This window comes from Stutzerimonas balearica DSM 6083, assembly GCF_000818015.1.
GTDB lineage: Bacteria > Pseudomonadota > Gammaproteobacteria > Pseudomonadales > Pseudomonadaceae > Stutzerimonas > Stutzerimonas balearica.
The window spans coordinates 1,661,130-1,686,168 of record NZ_CP007511.1 but is presented as its reverse complement, the minus strand read 5'-3'; the positions used below and the strand labels follow the sequence as shown (position 1 = coordinate 1,686,168).

General features: G+C 60.1%; 16 protein-coding genes, 2 tRNA genes and 3 rRNA genes. 5 read left to right on the top strand and 16 right to left on the bottom strand.

The window, feature by feature from the left end:
* Window position 1 precedes the first annotated feature (1 nt).
* From hisC to CL52_RS07720, 10 genes are all read right to left on the bottom strand, one after another.
* Window positions 2-1,111, bottom strand: coding sequence for a histidinol-phosphate transaminase (hisC, locus tag CL52_RS07765; RefSeq protein WP_043219613.1), 1,110 nt, complete (start codon window positions 1,109-1,111; stop codon window positions 2-4).
* A gap of 83 nt (window positions 1,112-1,194) precedes the next feature.
* Window positions 1,195-2,292: a prephenate dehydratase gene (pheA, locus tag CL52_RS07760; RefSeq protein WP_043219611.1), complete on the bottom strand. Its 1,098-nt coding sequence runs from the start codon at window positions 2,290-2,292 to the stop codon at window positions 1,195-1,197.
* On the bottom strand, window positions 2,292-3,377 hold the full coding sequence (gene serC / locus CL52_RS07755; RefSeq protein WP_043223008.1) for a 3-phosphoserine/phosphohydroxythreonine transaminase: 1,086 nt from the start codon (window positions 3,375-3,377) through the stop codon (window positions 2,292-2,294). Before serC ends, pheA begins: the two co-directional genes overlap by 1 nt.
* Before the next feature lie 89 nt (window positions 3,378-3,466).
* Complete coding sequence (gene gyrA, locus CL52_RS07750; RefSeq protein WP_043219608.1) at window positions 3,467-6,256, bottom strand: DNA gyrase subunit A; 2,790 nt, start codon at window positions 6,254-6,256, stop codon at window positions 3,467-3,469.
* Window positions 6,257-6,372: 116 nt separating this feature from the next.
* Window positions 6,373-7,449 (bottom strand): S-methyl-5-thioribose-1-phosphate isomerase, encoded by a 1,077-nt coding sequence (mtnA, locus tag CL52_RS07745; protein WP_043219606.1) that lies wholly within the window; start codon window positions 7,447-7,449, stop codon window positions 6,373-6,375.
* Window positions 7,450-7,686: 237 nt separating this feature from the next.
* Window positions 7,687-7,802, bottom strand: a 5S ribosomal RNA gene (rrf, locus tag CL52_RS07740).
* A gap of 135 nt (window positions 7,803-7,937) precedes the next feature.
* Window positions 7,938-10,829: ribosomal RNA gene (locus tag CL52_RS07735) — 23S ribosomal RNA — on the bottom strand.
* A 239-nt stretch (window positions 10,830-11,068) separates the two neighbouring features.
* Window positions 11,069-11,144: transfer RNA gene (locus CL52_RS07730), tRNA-Ala, on the bottom strand.
* A 29-nt stretch (window positions 11,145-11,173) separates the two neighbouring features.
* Window positions 11,174-11,250 (bottom strand) — tRNA-Ile (locus CL52_RS07725).
* Window positions 11,251-11,314: 64 nt separating this feature from the next.
* Window positions 11,315-12,853 (bottom strand): 16S ribosomal RNA (locus tag CL52_RS07720).
* The 16S, 23S and 5S rRNA genes sit together here with 2 tRNA genes alongside, the layout of an rRNA operon.
* A gap of 655 nt (window positions 12,854-13,508) precedes the next feature.
* Here CL52_RS07720 and CL52_RS07715 point away from each other — a divergent pair.
* The 5 genes from CL52_RS07715 (at window position 13,509) to CL52_RS07695 (ending at window position 18,239) form a co-directional block, all read left to right on the top strand.
* On the top strand, window positions 13,509-14,843 hold the full coding sequence (locus CL52_RS07715) for a TRZ/ATZ family hydrolase (RefSeq protein WP_074519862.1): 1,335 nt from the start codon (window positions 13,509-13,511) through the stop codon (window positions 14,841-14,843).
* A 115-nt stretch (window positions 14,844-14,958) separates the two neighbouring features.
* Complete coding sequence (ubiG, locus tag CL52_RS07710; RefSeq protein WP_043219600.1) at window positions 14,959-15,657, top strand: bifunctional 2-polyprenyl-6-hydroxyphenol methylase/3-demethylubiquinol 3-O-methyltransferase UbiG; 699 nt, start codon at window positions 14,959-14,961, stop codon at window positions 15,655-15,657.
* The gene (mupP, locus tag CL52_RS07705) at window positions 15,657-16,328 is read left to right on the top strand and encodes an N-acetylmuramic acid 6-phosphate phosphatase MupP (RefSeq protein WP_043219598.1); all 672 of its coding nucleotides are present in this window, start codon (window positions 15,657-15,659) and stop codon (window positions 16,326-16,328) included. The genes ubiG and mupP overlap by 1 nt, the downstream gene beginning before the upstream one ends.
* 33 nt (window positions 16,329-16,361) lie before the next feature.
* Window positions 16,362-17,105 (top strand): YciK family oxidoreductase, encoded by a 744-nt coding sequence (locus tag CL52_RS07700; RefSeq protein ID WP_043219595.1) that lies wholly within the window; start codon window positions 16,362-16,364, stop codon window positions 17,103-17,105.
* 198 nt (window positions 17,106-17,303) lie between these two features.
* Window positions 17,304-18,239, top strand: a complete 936-nt coding sequence (locus CL52_RS07695) for a GGDEF domain-containing protein (protein ID WP_043219593.1) — start codon at window positions 17,304-17,306, stop codon at window positions 18,237-18,239.
* A 28-nt stretch (window positions 18,240-18,267) separates the two neighbouring features.
* Here the strand turns inward: CL52_RS07695 and rluB are convergent, their stop codons facing one another.
* From rluB to CL52_RS07665, 6 genes are all read right to left on the bottom strand, one after another.
* Entirely contained in the window at window positions 18,268-19,371 is a 1,104-nt protein-coding gene (gene rluB, locus CL52_RS07690) for a 23S rRNA pseudouridine(2605) synthase RluB (protein WP_043219589.1), read from the bottom strand.
* Between the two features lie 81 nt (window positions 19,372-19,452).
* A complete protein-coding gene (locus CL52_RS07685) occupies window positions 19,453-20,097 on the bottom strand; it encodes a bifunctional 4-hydroxy-2-oxoglutarate aldolase/2-dehydro-3-deoxy-phosphogluconate aldolase (RefSeq protein WP_043219587.1) in 645 nt (214 codons plus the stop codon).
* Between the two features lie 17 nt (window positions 20,098-20,114).
* Window positions 20,115-20,828, bottom strand: a complete 714-nt coding sequence (gene pgl / locus CL52_RS07680; protein WP_043219584.1) for a 6-phosphogluconolactonase — start codon at window positions 20,826-20,828, stop codon at window positions 20,115-20,117.
* Window positions 20,815-22,284, bottom strand: a complete 1,470-nt coding sequence (gene zwf, locus CL52_RS07675) for a glucose-6-phosphate dehydrogenase (RefSeq protein WP_043219582.1) — start codon at window positions 22,282-22,284, stop codon at window positions 20,815-20,817. Before zwf ends, pgl begins: the two co-directional genes overlap by 14 nt.
* Before the next feature lie 251 nt (window positions 22,285-22,535).
* Entirely contained in the window at window positions 22,536-23,756 is a 1,221-nt protein-coding gene (locus tag CL52_RS07670; protein ID WP_043219579.1) for a maltoporin, read from the bottom strand.
* 108 nt (window positions 23,757-23,864) lie between these two features.
* Window positions 23,865-25,028: an ABC transporter ATP-binding protein gene (locus CL52_RS07665; RefSeq protein ID WP_043219577.1), complete on the bottom strand. Its 1,164-nt coding sequence runs from the start codon at window positions 25,026-25,028 to the stop codon at window positions 23,865-23,867.
* Window positions 25,029-25,039: the final 11 nt, after the last annotated feature.

The window sequence follows — 25,039 nt, the reverse complement described above, 5'->3', positions numbered from 1 at the left end:
CTCACCGAGCCAGCACCTGCTGAAGGGCGTCCAGCAGACGAGCATTCTCGGCTTCGGTGCCGATCGAAACGCGCAGGAACGTCGGCATTCCATAACCGGCGACTGGGCGCACGATCACGCCTTCGTGCAGCAGTGCCTGATTGACCGGCGCCGCATCACGAGCGAAGTCCACTGCGATGAAATTTCCCCGCGATGGAATCCAGCTCAAGCCGAGCGCCCGAAAACCCGCTTCGAGCTGGCGCATGCCGGCGGTATTGGCCTCACGACTGGCGCGAAGATAGTCCTCGTCCTCTAGCGCCGCGCAAGCGGCCGCGAGCGCGAGACTATTGACGTTGAAGGGCTGACGGACACGGTTGAGCACGTCGGCGATTCGCGGCGACGAAATCGCATAGCCAACGCGCAACGCAGCCAACCCATATGCCTTGGAGAAAGTGCGCGAGACCAGCAGATTGGGATACTGGGCGAGATAAGCCAGGCCGTCGGGAAGCTCACTACCCTCGGCGTATTCGATATATGCCTCGTCGAGTAGGACGAGCACCTGCTCCGGAACTTGCGCCAGAAAACGCTCCAACGCTTCGGCACCGAACCAGGTACCCGTAGGGTTGTTCGGGTTGGCAAGAAATATCACGCGGGTTTGAGCATCGATCGCCGCCAACATGGCGTCGAGATCGTGCCCCCAGTCGCGGGCGGGCACCACCTTGCCTTGGGCGCCCGCTGCCTGCGTCGCGATCGGATAGACCGCAAAGGCGTGTGCACTGAACACCGCGTTGAGCCCGGGAGCGAGAAAAGCACGGGCCACCAACTCAAGGATGTCGTTCGAGCCGTTGCCCAGGGTGATCTGTTCCGGTGCGACACCGTAGCGATGGGCCAGGCTCTGCTTGAGCGTGAAGCCGTTGCCATCCGGATAGCGCGTCAGCTCCGGCAGCGCCTGGCGAACGGCTTCTAGCACGCGCGGGCTCGGTCCCAGCGGGTTCTCGTTACTAGCAAGCTTGACGATCGTTTCGGGAGCAAGGCCAAGCTCACGGGCCAACTCATCGACCGGCTTGCCGGGAACGTACGGGGACAGCTTTTGCACGCCCGGCTGAGCCAGGGCAAGAAAATCACAGGACATTACTTCGAGCCTCGAGCTATCGGCCGCCCGCACGAGCCGCACGCCACTCACCGCAGCCTGAGGCTCGCAGCCGGCGCCGCTAATTAAAGTACCGCCTTGGGATACGAACCCAGCACCTTCAGCGCAACCGCTTCCCGGCCGATCTTTTCGAGCACGTCCTTGATAAGCGGATCCTGGTGATGCCCCAGGAAATCGATGAAGAACACATAGGTCCATTTGCCGCTGCGTGAGGGACGTGTTTCGATACGGGTCAGATCGATACCGTTGGAATGGAACGGCACGAGCAATTCATGCAGGGCACCAGGCTTGTTGCGCATCGAGACGATGATGGACGTCTTGTCATCACCTGTCGGCGGGACTTCCTGGCTGCCGATGATGAGGAAGCGCGTGGAGTTGTCGGGGCGGTCTTCGATCTTTTCCGCCAGCTTGGTCAGATCGTACAGCTGGGCGGCCATGTCCCCGGCAATCGCTGCGGAATTCCACTCGCTCTTGACCCGCCGTGCCGCGTCGGCGTTGCTGGAAACAGCCACACGCTCGACGTTCGGGTAATGCGAATCGAGCCACTTGCGGCATTGAGCCAGGGACTGGGCGTGCGAGTAGATACGCGTGATGCGGTCGGTCTTGGTGTTCTCGCCCACTAGCAGGTGATGGTGGATACGCAACTCCACTTCACCGCAGATGACGATGTCATGCTCGAGGAAACTGTCGAGCGTATGGTTGACCGCGCCTTCGGTCGAGTTTTCGACCGGCACGACACCGAAATTCACCGCACCGGCCACGACCTCGCGAAAGACCTCGTCGATTGCCGCCATCGGCTGGCTGATGACCGAATGGCCGAAGTGCTTGAGCGCCGCCGCCTGCGAAAAGGTTCCTTCGGGACCGAGATAGGCCACACGAAGCGGCTGCTCCAGGGCCAGGCAGGAGGACATGATTTCGCGAAACAGGCGGGCCATTTCCTCATTGTCCAACGGCCCCTTGTTAAGCTCCATGATGTGCTTGAGCACCCATGCCTCACGCTCCGGCCGATAGAACACCGGCTTTTCGCCCTCACCCAGGGAAGCGGTCTTTACCCGCGCAACTTCCTGAGCGCAGCGGGCTCGCTCGCTGATCAGCTCGAGGATTCTCTCGTCCAGATTGTCGATGCGCACGCGCAGGGCTTTCAGCTGATCAGCGTCACTCATCAGCCATGCTCCTTCTCGAACTCGCCCATGTAGGCAACCAGCGCCTCGACGGCATCGAGCCCCACGGCATTGTAAATCGAGGCACGCATGCCACCGACCGACCGATGCCCCTTGAGGTTGAGCAGGCCGCGGGCGTCTGCGCCAGCGAGGAATGCCTTGTCCAGCCGCTCGTCCGCCAAGCGGAAGGGTACGTTCATCCAGGACCGCGCATTGGGCGCGATCGGATTGGCGTAGAACTCGCTGGAGTCGATGAAGCTATACAGCAAATCCTTCTTCGCCCGGTTGCGCGCCTCCATTGCCTCGACGCCACCTTGCTCCTTGAGCCATTCGAAGACCAGGCCGGCCAGATACCAGGAAAAGGTTGCTGGCGTGTTGTACATCGAACCGTTGTCGGCGGCGACCTTGTAATCCAGCATCGTCGGACAACTGCTGCGCGCACGCCCCAAAAGGTCTTCACGGACAATTACCACCACCAGACCACTGGGACCGATGTTTTTCTGAGCACCGGCATAGATCAGGCCATAGCGGGAAACATCGATCGAGCGCGACAGGATGTCGGAGGACATGTCCACGACTAACGGCGTCTCACCGACTTCCGGCACCCAGTCGAATTGCACGCCGCCGATCGTCTCGTTGCTGGCGTAGTGCAGGTAGGCCGCGCGCTCGCTCAGCTGCCACTCATTTTGCCCCGGAATCGAGAAATAATCGTATGGCTTGGCGCTGGCGGCGACGTTGACCTGGCCGAAGCGACGGGCCTCGTCAATCGCCTTGCGCGACCAGATACCCGTATCGATATAGTCGGCAACTCCGCTCTCGGGGAGCAGGTTGAGGGGGATTTCTGCAAATTGCTGGCTGGCGCCACCCTGCAGAAACAGCACCTTGTAGTTGTCGGGGATCGTCAGCAGGTCGCGCAGGTCCTGCTCGGCCTTGCTGGCGATGGCCACGTACGCATCGCTGCGATGGCTCATTTCCATCACAGAAAGTCCCAGCCCCTGCCAATCCAGCAACTCTGCCTGAGCACGCTCGAGGACCGCGGTTGGAAGCGCAGCCGGACCTGCGCAGAAGTTGAAAGCGCGTTTGCTCACGTCGTTCACTCTCGAATCGGGCACTCGTAGCCCCTGGGATAGCACATCATGTCCGGAGAGGCCCAGCAGCAGGGCCATCCGGCCCGCCTTTAGTCTTCGTCGTCCGTCGGCAACACATCAGGGGAGACGTCGCCTACGCCACCGAGCAGTTCGTCTTCGCCTGGCTCAGTGCTGACCACGGGCATCTCCTTCTCGAGCGCATCCTCGGTCAGCAGCGCTTCGATGTCTTCCTGCACCTCATCTTCGGACGGCTCCTGCACCCGCTCAAGCCCGACCAGGTGTTCACCCTTGCCTAGCTTGATCAGCGTAACCCCTTGAGTGTTGCGCCCTTGCGACGACACTTCGTCGACACGGATGCGCACGAGGGTCCCCTGATCGGAGATCAGCATGATCTCCTCGCCGTTCTGTACCTGAATCGCGCCGACCAGCTTGCCATTGCGCTCGTTGCTGACCATGGCAATCACGCCTTGGCCGCCGCGACCGCGCTGCGGATACTCGTCGATCGGCGTGCGCTTGCCGTAGCCATGGAGCGATGCGGAGAGTATCTGCGCGCCAGGCTCCGGGATGATCATGGAGATCAATTGCTGGCCGTCCTGCAGGCGCATGCCGCGCACACCGCGTGCGGTACGCCCCATGGTGCGCACGTGCCCTTCCTTGAAGCGAATCACCTTGCCGGCGTCGGAGAACAGCATAACCTCGCGGCTGCCGTCGGTAATCGCAGCGGCGATCAGGGTATCGCCTTCCTCGAGGCGCAGGGCGATCAGACCACTGCTACGGGGACGACTGAACTGAACCAGCGGCGTCTTCTTCACGGTACCGTTGGCGGTTGCCATAAAGATGAAGGCGCCACTCACAACCTCCTCGGCGGCGTCCTCGCCCTCAGCCAGATCCTCGACTTCGTCCTGCTCGACTGCATCGTCCAGGTCATCCTCGTCGGACGCCTGCTGACGCAACGCCTCCAGATCGACCTGAAGCATCGCGGTAATACGCTCACCTTCGTCGAGCGGCAGCAGGTTCACCAATGGACGTCCCCGGGAAGTACGCGACGCCTCTGGAATTTCATAGGTCTTGAGCCAGTAGACCTTGCCCTTGCTGGAGAAAAGCAGCAACGTCGTATGACTGTTCGCGACCAGCAGATGCTCGACGTAATCCTCTTCTTTCACCCCGGTCGCGGCCTTGCCACGCCCGCCGCGACGCTGTGCCTGATAGGCGGCCAGCGGCTGGGATTTGGCGTAACCACCATGAGAGATGGTAACGACGCGTTCTTCTTCGGTGATCAGGTCGGCCAGGGTCAGATCCAGACGGGACTCGAGGATCTCGGTACGACGCGCATCGCCGAAGTCGCGCTTCACGCCCTCCAGCTCCTCGCGGATGACTTCCATCAGCCGCACCGGACTGGTCAGGATACGGATCAGCTCGCCGATCTGGGTAAGGATTTCCTGGTACTCGGCGAGCAGCTTCTCATGCTCGAGGCCGGTCAGTCGGTGCAGGCGCAGATCGAGGATCGCCTGGGCCTGTTCCGGTGAAAGGAAATACTTGCCGTCGCGCAGACCATACTGCGGGTCGAGATTCTCTGGACGGCAGGCATCGGCACCTGCGCGTTCGACCATCGCTTCGACCGCGCTCGACTCCCAGGCGGTGGAAATCAGCGCATCCTTGGCTTCGGCCGGCGTCGGCGAAGCCTTGATCAGGGCGATTACCGGATCGATGTTAGACAGCGCGACCGCCTGACCTTCGAGAATATGCCCGCGCTCGCGCGCCTTGCGCAGTTCGTATACGGTACGCCGGGTGACAACTTCGCGGCGGTGGCGAACGAAGGCTTCCAGCAGCTCCTTGAGGTTCAGCGTGCGCGGCTGCCCATCGACCAGCGCTACCACGTTGATGCCGAATACGCTCTGCAGCTGAGTCTGGGCATAGAGATTGTTGAGGACCACCTCCGGCACTTCGCCACGTCGCAGCTCGATGACGACGCGCATGCCGTCCTTGTCTGACTCGTCACGCAGCTCGGTGATGCCTTCGATCTTCTTCTCTTTCACCAGCTCGGCGATCTTCTCGATCAACCGCGCCTTGTTCAGCTGGTAAGGCAGCTCGGTGACGACGATCTGCTGTCGGCCACCGACCTTGTCGATGTCCTCGATTTCTGCGCGGGCCCGAATATAGATACGTCCTCGGCCGGTGCGGTACGCCTCGATGATACCCGCGCGCCCGTTGATGATACCGGCGGTAGGAAAATCAGGCCCTGGGATATGACGCATCAGCTCATCGATGCTGATGTCCGGATCATCGATAAGTGCCAGACAGCCGTCGATCACCTCGCCCAGATTGTGCGGGGGAATGTTTGTAGCCATACCGACAGCGATGCCGCTGGAGCCATTGACCAAGAGGTTGGGCACCTTCGTGGGCATGACTGCGGGAATCTGCTCGGTGCCGTCATAGTTCGGCACCCAATCGACCGTCTCCTTGTCCAGATCGGCTAGCAGCTCATGGGCCAACTTGGCCATGCGCACTTCGGTGTAACGCATCGCTGCTGCGCTGTCGCCGTCTACCGAACCGAAGTTGCCCTGACCATCGACGAGCAGGTAGCGCATCGAGAAGGGCTGCGCCATTCGAACGATGGTGTCGTAGACTGCCGAGTCGCCATGGGGGTGATACTTACCAATGACGTCACCAACCACACGGGCAGACTTCTTGTACGGCTTGTTCCAGTCGTTGCCCAGCTCACTCATGGCATAGAGCACGCGCCGGTGGACCGGCTTGAGACCGTCGCGCGCGTCCGGCAGCGCACGACCGATGATTACGCTCATTGCGTAGTCGAGGTAGGACTGCTTGAGCTCGTCTTCGATATTGACCGGGAGAATTTCTTTGGCCAGTTCGCCCATGGAAACCTGGTTCCTTTTTAGTCAGCAAGGTCCTGCGATAAGCCCGAAATGGTACCACAGCTGGCTGCCGCAAACGCGAAGCCAGGGCCTTGCGTGCGTCAGTCAGCGGAAGAGTCTCAATGCAGGCGAGTGCGACTCATGAGGCGAGCCAGCTTATCCGCCGTAGGTCGTTCCACGATGCCTTTCTCCGTCACGATTGCGTCGATCAGATCTGCCGGCGTGACGTCGAATACGGGGTTATAGACATCCACCTCCTTAGCGACCTGCTGTCCGTTCAGCTCAAGCAGCTCCTTGGCGGAACGCTCTTCTAGCGGCATCGCGTCTCCATCTTCCATCGACATATCGAACGTTGAGCTAGGCGCAACAACCATGAAGCGAACCCCATGATGCATGGCCAACACCGCCAATTGATAGGTACCTATCTTGTTGGCAACATCGCCGTTTGCAGCGATTCGGTCAGCGCCAACAATCACCCAGCTGATCGCTCGGGTTTTCATCAGATGCCCTGCAGCCGAATCGACGTTCAAGGTGACAGGCACGTCTTCGTTGCTAAGCTCCCAGGCCGTCAATCTTGACCCTTGAAGCCAAGGCCTTGTCTCGTCTGCGTAAACGCGCTCGACCAGGCCATCAAGATGGGCAGCGCGAATGACCCCGAGAGCAGTACCGAAGCCACCCGTCGCGAGCGCCCCCGTGTTGCAATGGGTAAGAAAGGTCTGCGGGCTAGTATTGAACTTACGTATCAGCTCTACGCCCCATTGAGCCATTACGAGATTTGCTTCGCGGTCGCTCTGGTGAATGACTACTGCCTGGGCCTCGAGCGCGGCGAGGACATCTTCACCTGGTCTTAGCCGCTGCAAGCGCTCGCGCATTTGCCCCAGCGCCCAAGCCAGGTTAACTGCCGTCGGGCGTGCAGCGGCCAGCACTGCAAAGTCGCATTCCAGTTGATTGCGCCAGTCTCCACCGTTCTTTAGGTGTGCTCGCAACCCAAGGACGACTCCATAGGCAGCACTTATGCCGATCGCAGGCGCGCCACGGACAACCATTTCTCGAATGGCTTGAGCCACGTCCGCTACGGAATCGAAGCTGCGCCAGACCACTTCAAGCGGGAGCAGACGCTGATCAAGCAAGCGCAGGCAATCCCCACACCACTCTATCGACCTGGTTCTCTCAGCAGCCAAAAGGCGCTCGCGCATAACTGTCCCCGTAGGAATAAATAGCGCACCGATTATACCCGTGATGCGGTCTGGGCAGCGGTAAAGCGACTGGCGAATCACAGCCGCACGATGTGGAATAGGCGTGCTGCCCTGGGCGGAGAGATAGTCAGCAGTGAGTAACCCCTGAGCAGGGGGCGCCCTGGACCGCTCTAGTTTTCCCGTTGCGCAAAGACAAACCCCCGACCAGCGAGTGCGGGTCGGGGGTTTGGTATAGGTGCTTGACGATGACCTACTCTCACATGGGGAAGCCCCACACTACCATCGGCGATGCGTCGTTTCACTGCTGAGTTCGGGATGGGATCAGGTGGTTCCAACGCTCTATGGTCGTCAAGCAATTCGGTTGCTGTATCGGTGTTGAGTCGTTACAGCGAATTGGGTATGTGATGTCTGGCTTTGCAGTTCAATTCGAATTTTCGGCTGTTGTCGGCTTCGACCGACCCACAATCGTCAGATTGTTTGGGTGTTATATGGTCAAGCCTCACGGGCAATTAGTACAGGTTAGCTCAACGCCTCACAACGCTTACACACCCTGCCTATCAACGTCGTAGTCTTCGACGGCCCTTCAGGGAGCTCGAGGCTCCAGTGAGATCTCATCTTGAGGCAAGTTTCCCGCTTAGATGCTTTCAGCGGTTATCTCTTCCGAACATAGCTACCCGGCAGTGCCACTGGCGTGACAACCGGAACACCAGAGGTTCGTCCACTCCGGTCCTCTCGTACTAGGAGCAGCCCCTCTCAAATCTCAAACGTCCACGGCAGATAGGGACCGAACTGTCTCACGACGTTCTAAACCCAGCTCGCGTACCACTTTAAATGGCGAACAGCCATACCCTTGGGACCGGCTTCAGCCCCAGGATGTGATGAGCCGACATCGAGGTGCCAAACACCGCCGTCGATATGAACTCTTGGGCGGTATCAGCCTGTTATCCCCGGAGTACCTTTTATCCGTTTGAGCGATGGCCCTTCCATACAGAACCACCGGATCACTAAGACCTACTTTCGTACCTGCTCGACGTGTCTGTCTCGCAGTCAAGCGCGCTTTTGCCTTTATACTCTGCGACCGATTTCCGACCGGTCTGAGCGCACCTTCGTACTCCTCCGTTACTCTTTAGGAGGAGACCGCCCCAGTCAAACTGCCCACCATACACTGTCCTCGATCCGGATGACGGACCAGAGTTAGAACCTCAAGCATGCCAGGGTGGTATTTCAAGGATGGCTCCACGCGAACTGGCGTCCACGCTTCAAAGCCTCCCACCTATCCTACACAAGCAGGCTCAAAGTCCAGTGCAAAGCTACAGTAAAGGTTCACGGGGTCTTTCCGTCTAGCCGCGGATACACTGCATCTTCACAGCGATTTCAATTTCACTGAGTCTCGGGTGGAGACAGCGCCGCCATCGTTACGCCATTCGTGCAGGTCGGAACTTACCCGACAAGGAATTTCGCTACCTTAGGACCGTTATAGTTACGGCCGCCGTTTACCGGGGCTTCGATCAAGAGCTTCGCTTGCGCTAACCCCATCAATTAACCTTCCGGCACCGGGCAGGCGTCACACCCTATACGTCCACTTTCGTGTTTGCAGAGTGCTGTGTTTTTAATAAACAGTCGCAGCGGCCTGGTATCTTCGACCGGCATGAGCTTACTGAGCAAGTCATTCACCCTCACCGGCGCACCTTCTCCCGAAGTTACGGTGCCATTTTGCCTAGTTCCTTCACCCGAGTTCTCTCAAGCGCCTTGGTATTCTCTACCCGACCACCTGTGTCGGTTTGGGGTACGGTTCCTGATTACCTGAAGCTTAGAGGCTTTTCCTGGAAGCATGGCATCAACCACTTCGCTTTCTAAAAGAAAGCTCGTCATCAGCTCTCGACATTGAGATCCCGGATTTACCTAAGATCCCTGTCTACCGCCTTAAACTTGGACAACCAACGCCAAGCTGGCCTAGCCTTCTCCGTCCCCCCATCGCAGTAACCAGAAGTACGGGAATATTAACCCGTTTCCCATCGACTACGCTTTTCAGCCTCGCCTTAGGGACCGACTCACCCTGCGTCGATTAACGTTGCGCAGGAACCCTTGGTCTTTCGGCGTGCGAGTTTTTCACTCGCATTGTCGTTACTCATGTCAGCATTCGCACTTCTGATACCTCCAGCAAGCTTCTCAACTCACCTTCACAGGCTTACAGAACGCTCCTCTACCGCTCAACTTACGTTGAACCCGTAGCTTCGGTGCATGGTTTGAGCCCCGTTACATCTTCCGCGCAGGCCGACTCGACTAGTGAGCTATTACGCTTTCTTTAAAGGATGGCTGCTTCTAAGCCAACCTCCTAGCTGTCTAAGCCTTCCCACATCGTTTCCCACTTAACCATGACTTTGGGACCTTAGCTGACGGTCTGGGTTGTTTCCCTTTTCACGACGGACGTTAGCACCCGCCGTGTGTCTCCCGTGCTGACACTTGCTGGTATTCGGAGTTTGCATCGGTTTGGTAAGTCGGGATGACCCCCTAGCCGAAACAGTGCTCTACCCCCAGCAGTGATACACGAGGCGCTACCTAAATAGCTTTCGAGGAGAACCAGCTATCTCCGAGCTTGATTAGCCTTTCACTCCGATCCACAGGTCATCCGCTAACTTTTCAACGGTAGTCGGTTCGGTCCTCCAGTCAGTGTTACCTAACCTTCAACCTGCCCATGGATAGATCGCCCGGTTTCGGGTCTATTCCCAGCGACTAGACGCCCTATTAAGACTCGCTTTCGCTACGCCTCCCCTATTCGGTTAAGCTCGCCACTGAAAATAAGTCGCTGACCCATTATACAAAAGGTACGCAGTCACCTAACAAAGTAGGCTCCCACTGCTTGTACGCATACGGTTTCAGGTTCTATTTCACTCCCCTCTCCGGGGTTCTTTTCGCCTTTCCCTCACGGTACTGGTTCACTATCGGTCAGTCAGTAGTATTTAGCCTTGGAGGATGGTCCCCCCATGTTCAGACAACGTTTCACGTGCGCCGTCCTACTCGATTTCACTTCAAGGATCTTTTCGTATACGGGGCTATCACCCACTATGGCGGCACTTTCCAGAGCCTTTTACTAAGATCAAAGAAGCTTAAGGGCTAATCCCCGTTCGCTCGCCACTACTAAGGGAATCTCGGTTGATTTCTTTTCCTCAGGGTACTTAGATGTTTCAGTTCCCCTGGTTCGCCTCTTGCACCTATGGATTCAGTACAAGATACCTAGGTTATCCTAGGTGGGTTCCCCCATTCAGAGATCTCCGGATCAAAGTCTGTTTGCCGACTCCCCGAAGCTTATCGCAGGCTACCACGTCTTTCATCGCCTCTGACTGCCAAGGCATCCACCGTATGCGCTTCTTCACTTGACCATATAACCCCAAGCAATCTGCTTCACAGCGAAGCTTGTGGTTGGTTGGTGAATACGACATTCGCCGAAAATTCGCGCTTGAACTCGCAAATTTTGCCTTGAGTTGCTGAGTGCAGTGAAACACTCAACAAGTCACTTCTATCACATACCCAAATTTTTAAAGAACGATTCCGGTAAAGACCAGAAATCAACATTCATCAGCCAGGCTGAAAATGCTCATTTCTAAACTCTAACGAGAGGTGGTGGAGCCAAGGAGGATCGAACTCCTGACCTCCTGCGTGCAAAGCAGGCGCTCTCCCAGCTGAGCTATGGCCCCAATGTCTTGAAGCCTGCGCCCCTCAACATTGGTGGGTCTGGGCAGATTCGAACTGCCGACCTCACCCTTATCAGGGGTGCGCTCTAACCAACTGAGCTACAGACCCAATCGTCTTCGCAATGAATCAAGCAATTCGTGTGGGAACTTATGAAGAAGCTGAGATCTTCGATTAAGGAGGTGATCCAGCCGCAGGTTCCCCTACGGCTACCTTGTTACGACTTCACCCCAGTCATGAATCACTCCGTGGTAACCGTCCCCCCGAAGGTTAGACTAGCTACTTCTGGAGCAACCCACTCCCATGGTGTGACGGGCGGTGTGTACAAGGCCCGGGAACGTATTCACCGTGACATTCTGATTCACGATTACTAGCGATTCCGACTTCACGCAGTCGAGTTGCAGACTGCGATCCGGACTACGATCGGTTTTATGGGATTAGCTCCACCTCGCGGCTTGGCAACCCTTTGTACCGACCATTGTAGCACGTGTGTAGCCCAGGCCGTAAGGGCCATGATGACTTGACGTCATCCCCACCTTCCTCCGGTTTGTCACCGGCAGTCTCCTTAGAGTGCCCACCTTAACGTGCTGGTAACTAAGGACAAGGGTTGCGCTCGTTACGGGACTTAACCCAACATCTCACGACACGAGCTGACGACAGCCATGCAGCACCTGTGTCAGAGTTCCCGAAGGCACCAATCCATCTCTGGAAAGTTCTCTGCATGTCAAGGCCTGGTAAGGTTCTTCGCGTTGCTTCGAATTAAACCACATGCTCCACCGCTTGTGCGGGCCCCCGTCAATTCATTTGAGTTTTAACCTTGCGGCCGTACTCCCCAGGCGGTCGACTTAATGCGTTAGCTGCGCCACTAAGATCTCAAGGATCCCAACGGCTAGTCGACATCGTTTACGGCGTGGACTACCAGGGTATCTAATCCTGTTTTGCTCCCCACGCTTTCGCACCTCAGTGTCAGTATTAGCCCAGGTGGTCGCCTTCGCCACTGGTGTTCCTTCCTATATCTACGCATTTCACCGCTACACAGGAAATTCCACCACCCTCTGCCATACTCTAGCCAGACAGTTTTGGATGCAATTCCCAGGTTGAGCCCGGGGCTTTCACATCCAACTTATCAAACCACCTACGCGCGCTTTACGCCCAGTAATTCCGATTAACGCTTGCACCCTTCGTATTTACCGCGGCTGCTGGCACGAAGTTAGCCGGTGCTTATTCTGTCGGTAACGTCAAAACAGCAAGGTATTAGCTTACTGCCCTTCCTCCCAACTTAAAGTGCTTTACAATCCGAAGACCTTCTTCACACACGCGGCATGGCTGGATCAGGCTTTCGCCCATTGTCCAATATTCCCCACTGCTGCCTCCCGTAGGAGTCTGGACCGTGTCTCAGTTCCAGTGTGGCTGATCATCCTCTCAGACCAGCTACGGATCGTCGCCTTGGTGAGCCTTTACCTCACCAACTAGCTAATCCGACCTAGGCTCATCTGGTAGCGCGAGGTCCGAAGATCCCCCGCTTTCTCCCGTAGGACGTATGCGGTATTAGCTCGAGTTTCCCCGAGTTATCCCCCACTACCAGGCAGATTCCTAGGCATTACTCACCCGTCCGCCGCTCGCCGGCATCCCGAAGGACCCGCTGCCGCTCGACTTGCATGTGTTAGGCCTGCCGCCAGCGTTCAATCTGAGCCATGATCAAACTCTTCAGTTCAATACTGCTTGGGTTTTGAGAAAACCCTAAACTTGGCTCAGCAATCGCAAATAAACTCTCGAATTCACGAGTGTTACTTGTGCTGCTGACAATCTTGCGATCATCAGTCTTACCTCACAAGCACCCACACGAATTGCTTGATTCAGTTGTTAAAGAGCGTTTCGATCAAGTCTTTCGTCTCAACCGAGGCCGCGCATTCTACAGCAGCCTTTCAACCTGTCAAGCTCTTTTTCGAAAATTTCTTTTCTACTCAATCGCTTGCCGCCTCGCCGAACTTACAACCTCTCGAAGCGGGAGGCGAATCATACAGCGTCAATTTCCGCTGTCAACCGCCTTTTTTTCACCACCTCGATCAATTCGACCGAGACACCAGCAGGCCACAACCTCCGCCCTGCCAGCGCGGCGCATTCTACTCGAATCCGCCACCTTTGCAACCCCTTTCAGCTATCTAACCTCTTGATTCAAAAGGCCTTTTTGCTGCAGTTCGCTGCGAAAGTGGTGCGCATTATAGGGGGCTTTGGCTGGGCGTCAACTACCAATAACCGATTACCTCGAAACTAGCTTTTTGGCTCGCTCTATCCTTATATAGGCAATTTGTTCAAAGGCGCTATAACACTCGATACACTGTGCCCCCTTCAAGCAGCCGTGCGTACTCATGACCCTAGATAGCGCCCCTCCACTGGATCTCATCCTATTACCCAGTTGGCTTGTGCCTGTGGAACCTGCCGGCGTCGTTCTAAGGGATCATGCGCTGGGAATTCGTGAAGGGCGTATCGCCTGCATCCTTCCCCGGGCCGACGCTGCGCTGATACCAGCCAAGCAACGTCTCGAACTTCCCGGCATGCTTCTGACGCCCGGTTTGGTCAATGCTCATGGCCACGCTGCGATGACGTTGTTTCGGGGCCTGGCAGACGACTTGCCACTCAAGAACTGGCTCGAAGACCACATCTGGCCCGCCGAAGCCAAATGGGTCGATGAGGATTTCGTCCGGGTTGGCTCCGAGCTGGCGATCGCTGAGCAGCTCCAAGGTGGTATCACCTGCTTTTCTGACATGTACTTCTACCCGGACGCCGTCAGTGAAGTGGTGCACCGGACGGGGACACGCGCGCAGATCACCATCCCCATCCTGAACATCGCCGTGCCCGGCGCTCGCGATTCCGATGAGGCCCTTCGCAAGGGGCTTTCGCTGTTCGATGACCTCAAGCAGCACCCAAGAATCTGCGTTGCCTTTGGTCCGCACGCCCCCTACTCGGTCAACGACGAACGCCTAAGCGCCATCCAGGTTCTCGTGAACGAGATGGATGCTGGCATCCACATGCATGTCCATGAGACAGCCAGGGAAATCGAGGACGGAGTACGTCTGCATGGTGAGCGCCCGCTGGCGCGACTGGCCAGGCAACAGTTGCTCGGCCCGCGCTTCCAGGCGGTTCATATGACTCAGGTGAATGAGGATGACCTGGCGCTGCTCGTCGAGCACAACTGCAGTGTCATTCATTGCCCCGAGTCGAACCTGAAGTTGGCCAGCGGCTTCTGCCCAGTGGAGCGGTTGTGGGAGGCTGGTGTAAACGTCGCGATCGGCACGGACGGCGCGGCGAGCAACAATGACCTGGACCTTTTGGGCGAAACGCGCACCGCTGCACTGCTGGCTAAAGCGGTTGCAGGCTCGGCCACTGCGCTCGATGCCCATCGCGCGCTACGCATGGCCACATTGAATGGCGCGCGCGCGCTGGGGCTGGATGAAGAGATCGGTTCACTGGAGATAGGCAAGGCGGCCGACCTGGTCGCGTTTGACCTGTCGCGCCTGGCACAACAGCCGATCTATGATCCGGTTTCGCAGCTCATCTATTCCTGCAATCGGGATCACGTCCGCCACGTCTGGGTAGCCGGCAAGCAGCTACTCGACGATCGCCGACTGACCCGCATTAACGAACCTGATCTCCTCGCGCGCGTCCAGGCGTGGGCAGAGCGCATTACCAGAGAAAGACTGTGAGCGTGTACGGCACTTCAGCGTTGCAGCGGGCCCGCCTGCTGTAGAGTACCGCCCCGGATGAATGAACTGGCCGCGGCGACGCAGCCCCTATCAACAGACTGCAACGGAACTGAACATGAGCAACGTCGATCATGCTGAAATCGCAAAATTCGAGGCCCTCGCTCACCGCTGGTGGGACAGGGAAAGCGAGTTCAAACCGTTGCACGAAATCAATCCGTTACGCGTCAACTGGATCGATGAGCGAGCCACACTTGCCGGCAAGAAGGTTCTCGATGTTGGTTGTGGCGGCGGAATACTCAGCGAATCCATGGCGCGCCGAGGCGCTCAGGTCACCGGCATCGACATGGGCGAGGCCCCTCTTTCGGTGGCGCGCCTGCATCAGCTCGAGTCCGAACTGGACATCGATTACCGACAGATCACTGCTGAAGCATTGGCGGCTGAACAGCCAGGTCAGTACGACGTCGTAACCTGTCTCGAAATGCTCGAGCATGTTCCCGATCCGGCATCCGTCATTCGCGCCTGTCACGCACTGGTCAAACCCGGCGGACAGGTGTTCTTCTCGACCATCAGCCGCAACCCCAAGGCCTATGCGCTGGCTATAGTGGGCGCCGAGTACCTATTGCAGCTGCTGCCGCGCGGCACCCATGACTACCGCAAATTCATCCGGCCGTCCGAGCTTGGCGCCTGGTGTCGTGAGACCGGGCTGGCAATGAACGACATTGTCGGACTTACCTACAACCCGCTCACCAAGCAGTACAAGCTCACCGACGACGCCGACGTGAACTACATGGTCCAGACCACCCGGGAGGCATGATGCGCCTGCGCGCCGTACTGTTCGACATGGACGGGACCCTGCTCGACACGGCTCCCGATTTCATCGCCGTGATCCAGGCCATGCGCCACGCTCGCGGGCTGCCTCCGGTAGCCGAAGCGCGAGTGCGCGACGTTGTCTCCGGCGGCGCTCGAGCAATGGTGCTGAACGCCTTCGACGTCGCCCCGGATTCAGCCGAATTCGAAGCCCTGCGGCTGGAGTTTCTCGACCGTTATCAGGAGCATTGCGCCGTTTACAGCCGGCTCTACGATGGCATGGAGCAATTGCTCGTCGACATCGAAAAGGCGGGATTGATCTGGGGAGTCGTGACAAACAAGCCCGTGCGCTTCGCCGAGCCCATCATGCAAAGGCTCGGCCTCGCCGAGCGTTCCTCGGTTCTCGTCTGCCCCGACCATGTAACGCGAAGCAAGCCCGACCCCGAGCCGATGCTGCTCGCCTGCGACAAGCTGAGCCTGGAGCCAGCAAGCGTGCTCTTCGTGGGTGATGACCTGCGCGACATCGAATCCGGCCGGGCTGCAGGCAGCAGGACTGCCGCGGTCCGTTACGGCTATATCCACCCGGGCGACGACCCCAGTCACTGGGGAGCGGATGTCGTCGTATCCCATCCGCAGGAGCTGCGCAGCGTGCTGGACCATGCCCTTTGCCGCTGCTGACCGATTGGTATCCACCCTTTAGCGAGATTTCCCATGTTCGATTACACCGCGCGCCCAGACCTGCTCGCCGGGCGCATCATTCTGGTAACCGGCGCAGGTCGCGGTATCGGTGAAGCCGCCGCCAAAGCCTATGCCGCGCACGGCGCCACCGTCCTGCTGCTTGGCAAGACCGAAGAAAACCTCAATCGCGTATACGATGAAATCGAAGCGGCCGGGCACCCGCAGCCTGCGGTCATCCCGTTCAACCTGGAAACCGCACTGCCCCATCAGTACGACGAGCTGGCGGCCATGATCGAGCGTGAGTTCGGACGGCTCGACGGCTTGCTGCACAACGCTTCGATCGTCGGCCCGCGCACCCCGGTCGAGCAGCTTTCCGGGGAAAACTTCATGCGTGTCATGCAGGTAAACGTCAACGCCATGTTCATGCTTACCAGCACCCTGCTGCCGCTGCTGAAGCTCTCGACAGACGCATCGATCCTGTTCACGTCCAGCAGTGTAGGGCGCAAGGGGCGTGCCTACTGGGGCGCGTACGCGGTATCCAAGTTCGCCACCGAGGGGCTCATGCAAGTCGTCGCGGACGAACTGGATGGCACCGCCCCGGTCAGGGCCAACAGTGTCAACCCGGGCGCGACCAGGACCGACATGCGCGCCAAGGCCTACCCGGCCGAGAATCCGCTGAACAACCCCCTGCCAAGCGAAATCATGCCGGTGTACCTGTATCTCATGGGCCCGGACAGCGTCGGAGTCAACGGGCAAGCGTTCGATGCTCAGGGCTGACGTTCGAGTGACGGTTTTCCGTCTGCGCTCTGCGGCGCCGCTGTCAAAATGACATCAAACGCAGCGGCTAACCGCTCAGCTCGCTGTCGATCGGCACCATAGTTTTCCTCTAAGCCACTGAATTCAGTGGCTTTTCTTTTTCTGGCATCGTTTTAGCTTATCAGCAGGCATCAAGCGTAACGTCACCTGGAGCAGACAATGCTGCCTGCCATGCAGAACGATTCCACCATCGAGCACCTCGCCAGCCGCGACTCACAGCGGTCGCCGGCTGGTCCCGTACGGCTGGGCGTACCGGTGACGCTGAGCGATCTGCGACGCACCTTGGGGCAGCGTCTGCAGACGAGCCTGGAGATCGATCGGCTGCTGGGCTTCTTCTATGAAGAGGTACCTGCGCTCATGGCGCTGGATGGTCTGTTCTACCGCCACCCGGAAAGCGACCTGCGCCTCGAATATGGCCGGCCGGGCCCGCATAGCGCCAGCTATCGCCTGAGCCAGGACGCCGCCGACCTCGGAGAGATCACGCTCTACCGCGCGCAAGTGTTCTGCGAGCAAGAGCTGGCGCAGCTGGAGAGCCTGATGGGCGTGCTGGTCTTCCCCCTGCGCAACGCTCTGCTCTACCGTGCGGCGCTGATGGCCTCGCTGAAGGACTCACTGACCGGCGCCGGCAACCGGGTGGCCCTCGATCAGAGCCTCGCACGCGAAGTGGAACTGGCCCGACGGCACCAGCAACCGCTGTCGGTGGTGATGCTCGACATGGACCATTTCAAGCAGCTCAACGACCGCCACGGGCACGCTGCGGGCGATGCCGCACTACGGCTGGTGGCCGCCGAGCTTCGCGATCAGCTACGTAACGTCGACATGGTGTTCCGCTACGGCGGCGAAGAGTTCGTCCTGCTGCTTTCCAACACGGACGGAGCCTGTGCTGCAATTGCCGCTGAGCGTGTGCGAGCAGCCATCGAGCGGCTACCGTTCGAATACGACCGGCAACCGATTCCGCTGAGCATCAGTCTTGGCTGTGCCACCTATCGGCATGGCGAAACACCTCACGAGTTGCTGAGGCGCGCGGATGAACTGCTCTATCTCGCCAAACGCAACGGCCGGAATCGGTTGCAAACCTGCTTCGACCAGGAATGAAAAAAGCGCCCGCAGGCGCTTTTTTCATTTAGGGTTCACGACGCCGACGACCAGCGCCTCCGCCACCTTTGCGCGGCTTGTCGGCCGCCGATCCACGGCCGGCATCGGAGCCAGGCTTGCCGGGGCGACGATTATCGCTCGGGCGCTCTGCCAGTGGCGTCCCGCGGCTTCCGGCAGGGCGCGGCTTGCGTGCCCCCGTGTCGCGAGGCGCACGCGGCGACTCGGAGCGCACATCGGCTTCGTCGGCCGGACGCAGCACACGCGGGCGTCGATCGTTGCGAACCGGCTTGGCGGCCTTGCGCTGCATACGCTCGATCTTTTCCTTGGTGCGGGTCTTCAACTCCGGCAAGGCCACCGGCTTGAGGCCGACTTCCTCGCTGAGGATATTCACCTCGCCCTGGCCCATCTCGCGCCAGCGCCCCATCGGCAGGTCCGACGTCATGAACACCGGGCCGAAACGCACGCGCTTGAGCCGGCTCACCACAACCCCCTGGGACTCCCACAAGCGCCGGACTTCGCGGTTGCGTCCTTCCATCACCACGCAGTGGTACCAATGATTGAGCCCCTCGCCGCCTGGCGCCTCCTGGATGTCCGTAAAGCGCGCCGGGCCGTCCTCGAGCATCACGCCGGTCTTGAGGCGCTCAAGCATTTCCTCGGTGACCTCGCCACGGACGCGCACGGCGTACTCGCGGTCCATCTCATAGGACGGGTGCATCAGCCGATTGGCCAGCTCGCCGTCCGTGGTGAACAGCAGCAGGCCGGTGGTGTTGATGTCCAGTCGGCCGACATTGATCCAGCGTCCTTCTTTAAGGCGCGGCAGGCGGTCGAAGATGGTAGGCCGGCCCTCGGGATCGTTGCGGGTACAGATCTCGCCTTCGGGCTTGTTGTAAATCAGCACGCGACGGACGATCTGCCCGGGTTCCTCGCGCTTGATCAGGCGGCCGTCGATGGCGATGGCGTCCTGCGACTCGACACGTTGGCCAAGGCTGGCCACCGAGCCGTTCACCTTGACCCGGCCTTCGCTGATCCAGGTTTCCGCGTCGCGGCGAGAGGCGAGCCCAAGGCGGGCCAGCACTTTCTGCAGTTTTTCGCCGTGCGCCACATGGGCAACGGAGTCTTCGTGTTCGGTCATCCTGGCACCTCCCGGTGTGTCATATCCGAGTGAAAGGGCGCGCATCATACTCGCATCGCCCGGCCTGCACGAGGCCCTTGCTCATGCCAGGGCCGCGAGGGCCTGTGCGCTGGCCTGGCGGATCGCGGCCCAATCACCGGCGTTGAGCGCGGCGGCCTCGATCATCCAGGTCCCGCCGACGCACATGACGTTGGGCAGCCCCAGGTACTGCGCCGCGTTGCCGGCATTCACCCCGCCGGTCGGGCAGAACCGCGCATCGGGAAAAGGTCCGGCAAATGCCTTGAGCGCCGCCATGCCGCCACAGATCTCTGCAGGGAAGAGTTTGAAACGCCGGTACCCCAGGCTGTAACCCTCCATGATCTCGCTAGCGGTAGCCACGCCCGGCAGCAACGGCACCGAACACTGCACGCCCGCCTCGAGCAGCTCACGGCTGGCGCCGGGAGAGACGACGAACTGGGCCCCTGCCGCCTCGACCTCGTCCATCATGCGCCGGTCGAGCACGGTGCCTGCACCGACGACCAGATCCGGGCGCTGCTCGCGCAGACGGCGGATCGCGGTCAGGCCATGCGCCGAACGCAAAGTGATCTCCAGCGCCGTCAGGCCACCGCTGGCGAGTGCGTCGGCCAGCGGCAGGATCTGCTCTTCGCTGCCGATGGTGATCACCGGGAGAATGCGCGCCCGGCTGCAGATCGCTTCGATCAGGGCGTTCTTCTGCTCCATCGACATATCGCTCTCCTCGGGCCTCAAGGGCACCAGTAGATTTCCAGGGGGGAATGGATGAACGCACGGATCGGCATCTGCAAGGCATCGGCCGAGAGTGCATCACGCAGGGTGTCCAGCTTGGCCAGCCCCTGGATGGCCAGGTACTGCGTCCGCGCGCTGGCCAGGATGGGGTACGACAGGCTCAGCCGCTCATGCGGCGCGCTGGGCGCGCGCATCGGTACACAGGGCTCGGGGCAATCATCGCGCAGGGCGTGCGCCAGGTTGTCACTGCCGGGAAACAGCGAGGCGGTATGACCGTCTTCACCCATGCCCAGCACCAGCACGTCGATGGGCTGGGCCAGGCCGGTGAGCACTTCAGCCGCGTGGCGGGCCGCTTCAGCGAGCGTATCGGCCGGGCTGTAAAGCCCTAGGAATTGCGCCTGTGCAGCCGGCCCCTGCAGCAGATAGCGGCGCACCAGCGCTTCGTTGCTGGCCTCGTCGCTCGGTGGCACCCAGCGCTCGTCCGCGAGGGTGACCTGCACGCGACTCCAGTCGAGCTCGCGGCGCGACAGCGCCTCGAAGAATGGAATCGGGCTGCGGCCGCCGGAAACCGCCAGGCTCGCAATCCCATGGGTGTGCACCGCATAGTCGAGCACCTTGGCCACGCCATCGGCCATCACCTCGGCCATTCGTTTCGCGTCGGCCAGGCTGTGCGCCACCACACCGGTGGGTAGATCGAGTTCAGAGATCGCCATACCAGGACCTCCCGTCACGAGTAATCAGGGCAATCGAAGCGACCGGCCCCCAGGAGCCGGCCGGATAGAGCTTGAGACTGTCGCCCAGACGGGTCCAGCCGTCGATCAGCTGATCGCACCATTGCCAGGCGTACTCGACTTCGTCCCGCCGCACGAACAGGTTCTGGTTGCCCTGCATCACTTCGAGCAACAGGCGCTCGTAGGCGTCAGGGATGCGCGCGCTCTTGTACGTCTCGGAAAAGTTCAGTTGCAGCGGGCCACTGCGCAGGTGCATGCCCTTGTCCAGCCCCTGCTCCTTGGTCATCACCTGCAGCGAGATGCCTTCGTCCGGCTGCAGGCGGATGATCAGACGATTGCTGATGAGCGAGCGCTGCTCGGGCGCGAAGATGTAGAACGGCGGCTCCTTGAAATGGATGACGATCTGCGACAGCTTCTGCGCCATGCGCTTGCCGGTGCGCAGGTAGAACGGGACGCCGGACCAGCGCCAGTTGCAGATGTCCGCACGCAGCGCGACAAAGGTCTCGGTGCTGCTCTGGGCGTTCGAGTTTTCCTCTTCGAGGTAGCCGGGCACCGCCCTGCCCCCGGCGATGCCGGCAGCGTACTGGCCGCGAACGACGCGTTGCCCGAGCAGCTCGGGAGTAATCGGCGCGAGTGCCTTGAGGACCTTGACCTTCTCGTCGCGGATGCTGTCGGCGGTAAGGTTGCTCGGCGGGTCCATGGCGATCAGGCAGAGCAGCTGCAACAGGTGGTTCTGCACCATGTCGCGCAACTGGCCAGCCTGGTCGAAATAGCCCCAACGCCCCTCGATGCCAACGGTCTCGGCGACGGTGATCTCGACATGGGAAATGTGGTGCTGATTCCACTGCGTCTCGAAAAGACTGTTGGCAAAGCGCAGAGCAATCAGGTTCTGCACCGTTTCCTTGCCCAGGTAATGGTCGATCCGATAGACGCGGCTCTCGGGAAAATACTGCGCCACCGCTTCATTGACGACACGCGACGACGCCAGGTCGTGGCCGATGGGCTTCTCCAGCACCACCCGGGCATGCTCGGCCAGACCGACCGCTGCGAGATGCTGGCAGATCATCCCGTACACCGAGGCCGGGGTAGCGAAATAGGCGATGAGCGTTGGGCCGGCGCCGACACGCTCGGCCAACGCCACGTAGCTCTGGGCATCGCGGAAGTCCATCCGCAGAAAGCTCAACCGCGCACGAAAGCGCTGCAGCACCTCTTCGTCTATTTCCCTGGCAGGTACATGGCGCCGCAGATGTTCGTCAATGAAGGCCAGATGGCCGCCTTCATCGCCCGGGTCGCGCGCCAGGGCCAGGATGCGCGTATCGGCATGCAGCAAGCCAGCCCGGTCAAGTTGATAGAGCGCCGGGAACAGCTTGCGTAGCGCCAGGTCGCCAAGCGCACCGAACAGGGCAAAGGTACAGGGATCGACAGTTATCGCAGGCATCAGAGGCGTTCTACTGACCATGGCATTCAAAGATAACAGCCAGCTGTCGCACAGCGACCCGGCGTCGGGACGGCGCGCAACAGCCATCGTATAGAACAGACAGGGTTATTTCGGGAAATCTCCCGAACAGAGGCGCAGTTCGTCCCGCAGAGCAGGCAGGCCGACGCAAGGCGGCGCCAAGGACATGACGCCGCGGCAGATTCGCCAGGAAACAGCCTGGCCCCGCCGGCTGCGGAGGCCAGGCTGTGCGGCTACCACCAGTGTTCGACCTGCACGCCGAAGTTGGAGCCGTGCCGTGCACTGCCAAAGGTACCGCTGTCGGACAGGGTCGAGCCCGGGTCCATCTGGCTGGCAGCAACCTGCGCGGCCTTGTTCCAGCTCGCATAGGTGTAATAGAGCCGGATTTCCGGGCGCGCCCAGAACCCCGGGCCGGTCGGCGACCAGGTCGGTGCGATGGTGAACTTGGTCAGCTTGCGTGTGCCGTCGCTCGCATCGACCTGATCGTGCCCCAGCTCGGTGACCAGCTTGAACTGCTCGCTGATCGCATACGAAGGGCGCACGCCGATCGACAGCCAGTCCTGGTCGGCGCCATCGTCACGCGTGTCCTTCTGGTAGACCACCTGGAACTGGCCGCCGAAACGGGACGTGGTCTGCCAGTCGAAATATTCGACGACACGCCAGCTCTTGGCGCTGTTGTCCAGGGTGACATCGCCGGTATAGCCGAGGCCCGTCCCCGGCCCGCGGCCGTATTGCACGGCGAAGGTGTTGCCACCGCCGAGAAAACCGTCCTGCTTGTGCTGCACGGTGACGGCCCAGCCGCTATGCGCGTCGGTGCGATCGGGCTTGTCGATGTAACTGACGCCGAACTCCAGCTCCCCGCCGGGATTGCTGTCGAAGCCGCCGACGTTGAAGTCGTGCCGGTTGACGTAATTCTTCTGGAACACGTTGTCCTTGCGCGAGAACGCGTAGCTGTACTTCAGGCCGCCATATTCGAAGTCCTCGATACCGGCGCCGGTAGCGCTCTGGTTCCAGTAGTAGAAGTCGGAGATGTGGATGTCGTTACGCTTGTAGAACCGCCGCCCGGCCCACAGCGAACCATTGTTCAGCGCCGGCACCTTGCTCCACTCGGCATAGGCCTGGACCATTCGCGCCCAGCCATGGTCGCCGGTGAATTCCGGCGTATGACCGTACCCGTTGTACAGCGCGGCCATGCCCTCCAGGCTCAGCACCGAACCGTCGGCAAAGGTGAACAGGTCCTGTCGCAGGTCCAATTCGGCGTACTGTTCGCATTCGTTACCCAGGCGGTACTTGGTCTGCGCACCGGGTAGCTGGAAGCAGGACTGGGTTCCGCCCTCGGTGGAGCCGCCCACCCCGCTACGCAGGTAGCCGGTGAAGTCGAGCGCCAGGGTGGTTCCCGGCAGCGCCAGCGCGCCGAGCGACAGCGCCAAACCAACCGTTGTTGTTGTTTTCATCGTTCACTCCCACTGTTGTTATTGTTCTCGACGTTACTGCTACGACCCTCCGGCCGTGACGGTTATCCCGCCGTAGAGCGGCTGGCCGCATTTTTTGCCAACCCGCACTCAACGGCTCTTGAACAGCGCCACATTGTGCGGGCGGCCTGCCGCCTGTGCACCCAACCGTTCGCCACTGTGCGCATCGAACAGCAGCACCTTGGCCGGATCGAACTGCAGCGTCAGGCACTGGCCGACCTGCGGCGCCGCGTCCGGCGCCATGCGGCAGCAGACCTTGGTTTCATTGAGCGTGACGAAGGCCAGCGTGTCGGGCCCGGTCGGCTCGATCACCTCGACCTCGGCACGTACGGCTGGCAGCGTCGCATCACCCTGGCCGACCAGAATCTGTTCGGGGCGCACGCCCAGGATCACCTCGCGGCCATCGAGTTCGGCCGCGTCGGCCACCATAAGCGGCAGTTCGCACGCCGTCTTGGCCGAAGCCCCGGCGGCACTCTCGAGCATCGCCAGCCATTGGCCGCCCTGGCACTGCAGACGCAGCGGGATGAAGTTCATCGGCGGCGAACCGATGAAGCTGGCAACGAACAGGTTGGCCGGGTCGTTGTAGATCTGCTGCGGTGTACCGAACTGCTGGACGATGCCGTCCTTCATCACCGCCACCTTGTCACCGAGGGTCATCGCCTCGATCTGATCGTGGGTCACGTAAACCGTGGTGGTCTTCAGCCGCTGGTGCATGAGCTTGATTTCGGTGCGCATCTCCACGCGCAACTTGGCATCGAGGTTCGACAGCGGCTCGTCGAACAGGTAGATCTTCGGCCGCCGCGCCAGCGCCCGGCCCATCGCCACCCGTTGCTGCTGGCCACCGGAGAGCTGCGAGGGCTTGCGCATGAGCAGGTGTTCGATCTGCAGCAGCTTGGCGACCCGCGCCACCTCCTCATCGATCCGCTCCTGCGGCACCTTGCGCATCTTCAGGCCGAAGGCGATGTTGTCGCGCACGTTCATCGTCGGGTACAGCGCGTAGGACTGGAACACCATGGCGATGTCCCGATCCTTCGGGCTCATGCCGCTGATGTCCTGCCCTTCGACGAGAATCTCGCCACCGCTGATGTCTTCCAGCCCGGCAATGCAGTTCATCAGTGTGGATTTGCCGCAGCCGGACGGCCCGACCAGGATCAGGAACTCGCCGGAGTCGATCTTCAGGTCGATGTGTTTGAGCGTGTCCGGCAGACCGGCGGCGTAGCGCTTGTTGACGTTGCACAATTCGAGGGATGCCATGGTCCGTTTCC

Coding starts and splice junctions, on each gene's coding strand:
- hisC (WP_043219613.1), bottom strand. CDS start 1,111: ATGTCCTGTGATTTTCTTGCCCTGGCTCAGCCGGGCGTGCAAAAGCTG.
- pheA (WP_043219611.1), bottom strand. CDS start 2,292: ATGAGTGACGCTGATCAGCTGAAAGCCCTGCGCGTGCGCATCGACAAT.
- gyrA (WP_043219608.1), bottom strand. CDS start 6,256: ATGGGCGAACTGGCCAAAGAAATTCTCCCGGTCAATATCGAAGACGAG.
- mtnA (WP_043219606.1), bottom strand. CDS start 7,449: ATGCGCGAGCGCCTTTTGGCTGCTGAGAGAACCAGGTCGATAGAGTGG.
- CL52_RS07715 (WP_074519862.1), top strand. CDS start 13,509: ATGACCCTAGATAGCGCCCCTCCACTGGATCTCATCCTATTACCCAGT.
- ubiG (WP_043219600.1), top strand. CDS start 14,959: ATGAGCAACGTCGATCATGCTGAAATCGCAAAATTCGAGGCCCTCGCT.
- mupP (WP_043219598.1), top strand. CDS start 15,657: ATGCGCCTGCGCGCCGTACTGTTCGACATGGACGGGACCCTGCTCGAC.
- CL52_RS07700 (WP_043219595.1), top strand. CDS start 16,362: ATGTTCGATTACACCGCGCGCCCAGACCTGCTCGCCGGGCGCATCATT.
- CL52_RS07695 (WP_043219593.1), top strand. CDS start 17,304: ATGCTGCCTGCCATGCAGAACGATTCCACCATCGAGCACCTCGCCAGC.
- rluB (WP_043219589.1), bottom strand. CDS start 19,371: ATGACCGAACACGAAGACTCCGTTGCCCATGTGGCGCACGGCGAAAAA.
- CL52_RS07685 (WP_043219587.1), bottom strand. CDS start 20,097: ATGTCGATGGAGCAGAAGAACGCCCTGATCGAAGCGATCTGCAGCCGG.
- pgl (WP_043219584.1), bottom strand. CDS start 20,828: ATGGCGATCTCTGAACTCGATCTACCCACCGGTGTGGTGGCGCACAGC.
- zwf (WP_043219582.1), bottom strand. CDS start 22,284: ATGCCTGCGATAACTGTCGATCCCTGTACCTTTGCCCTGTTCGGTGCG.
- CL52_RS07670 (WP_043219579.1), bottom strand. CDS start 23,756: ATGAAAACAACAACAACGGTTGGTTTGGCGCTGTCGCTCGGCGCGCTG.
- CL52_RS07665 (WP_043219577.1), bottom strand. CDS start 25,028: ATGGCATCCCTCGAATTGTGCAACGTCAACAAGCGCTACGCCGCCGGT.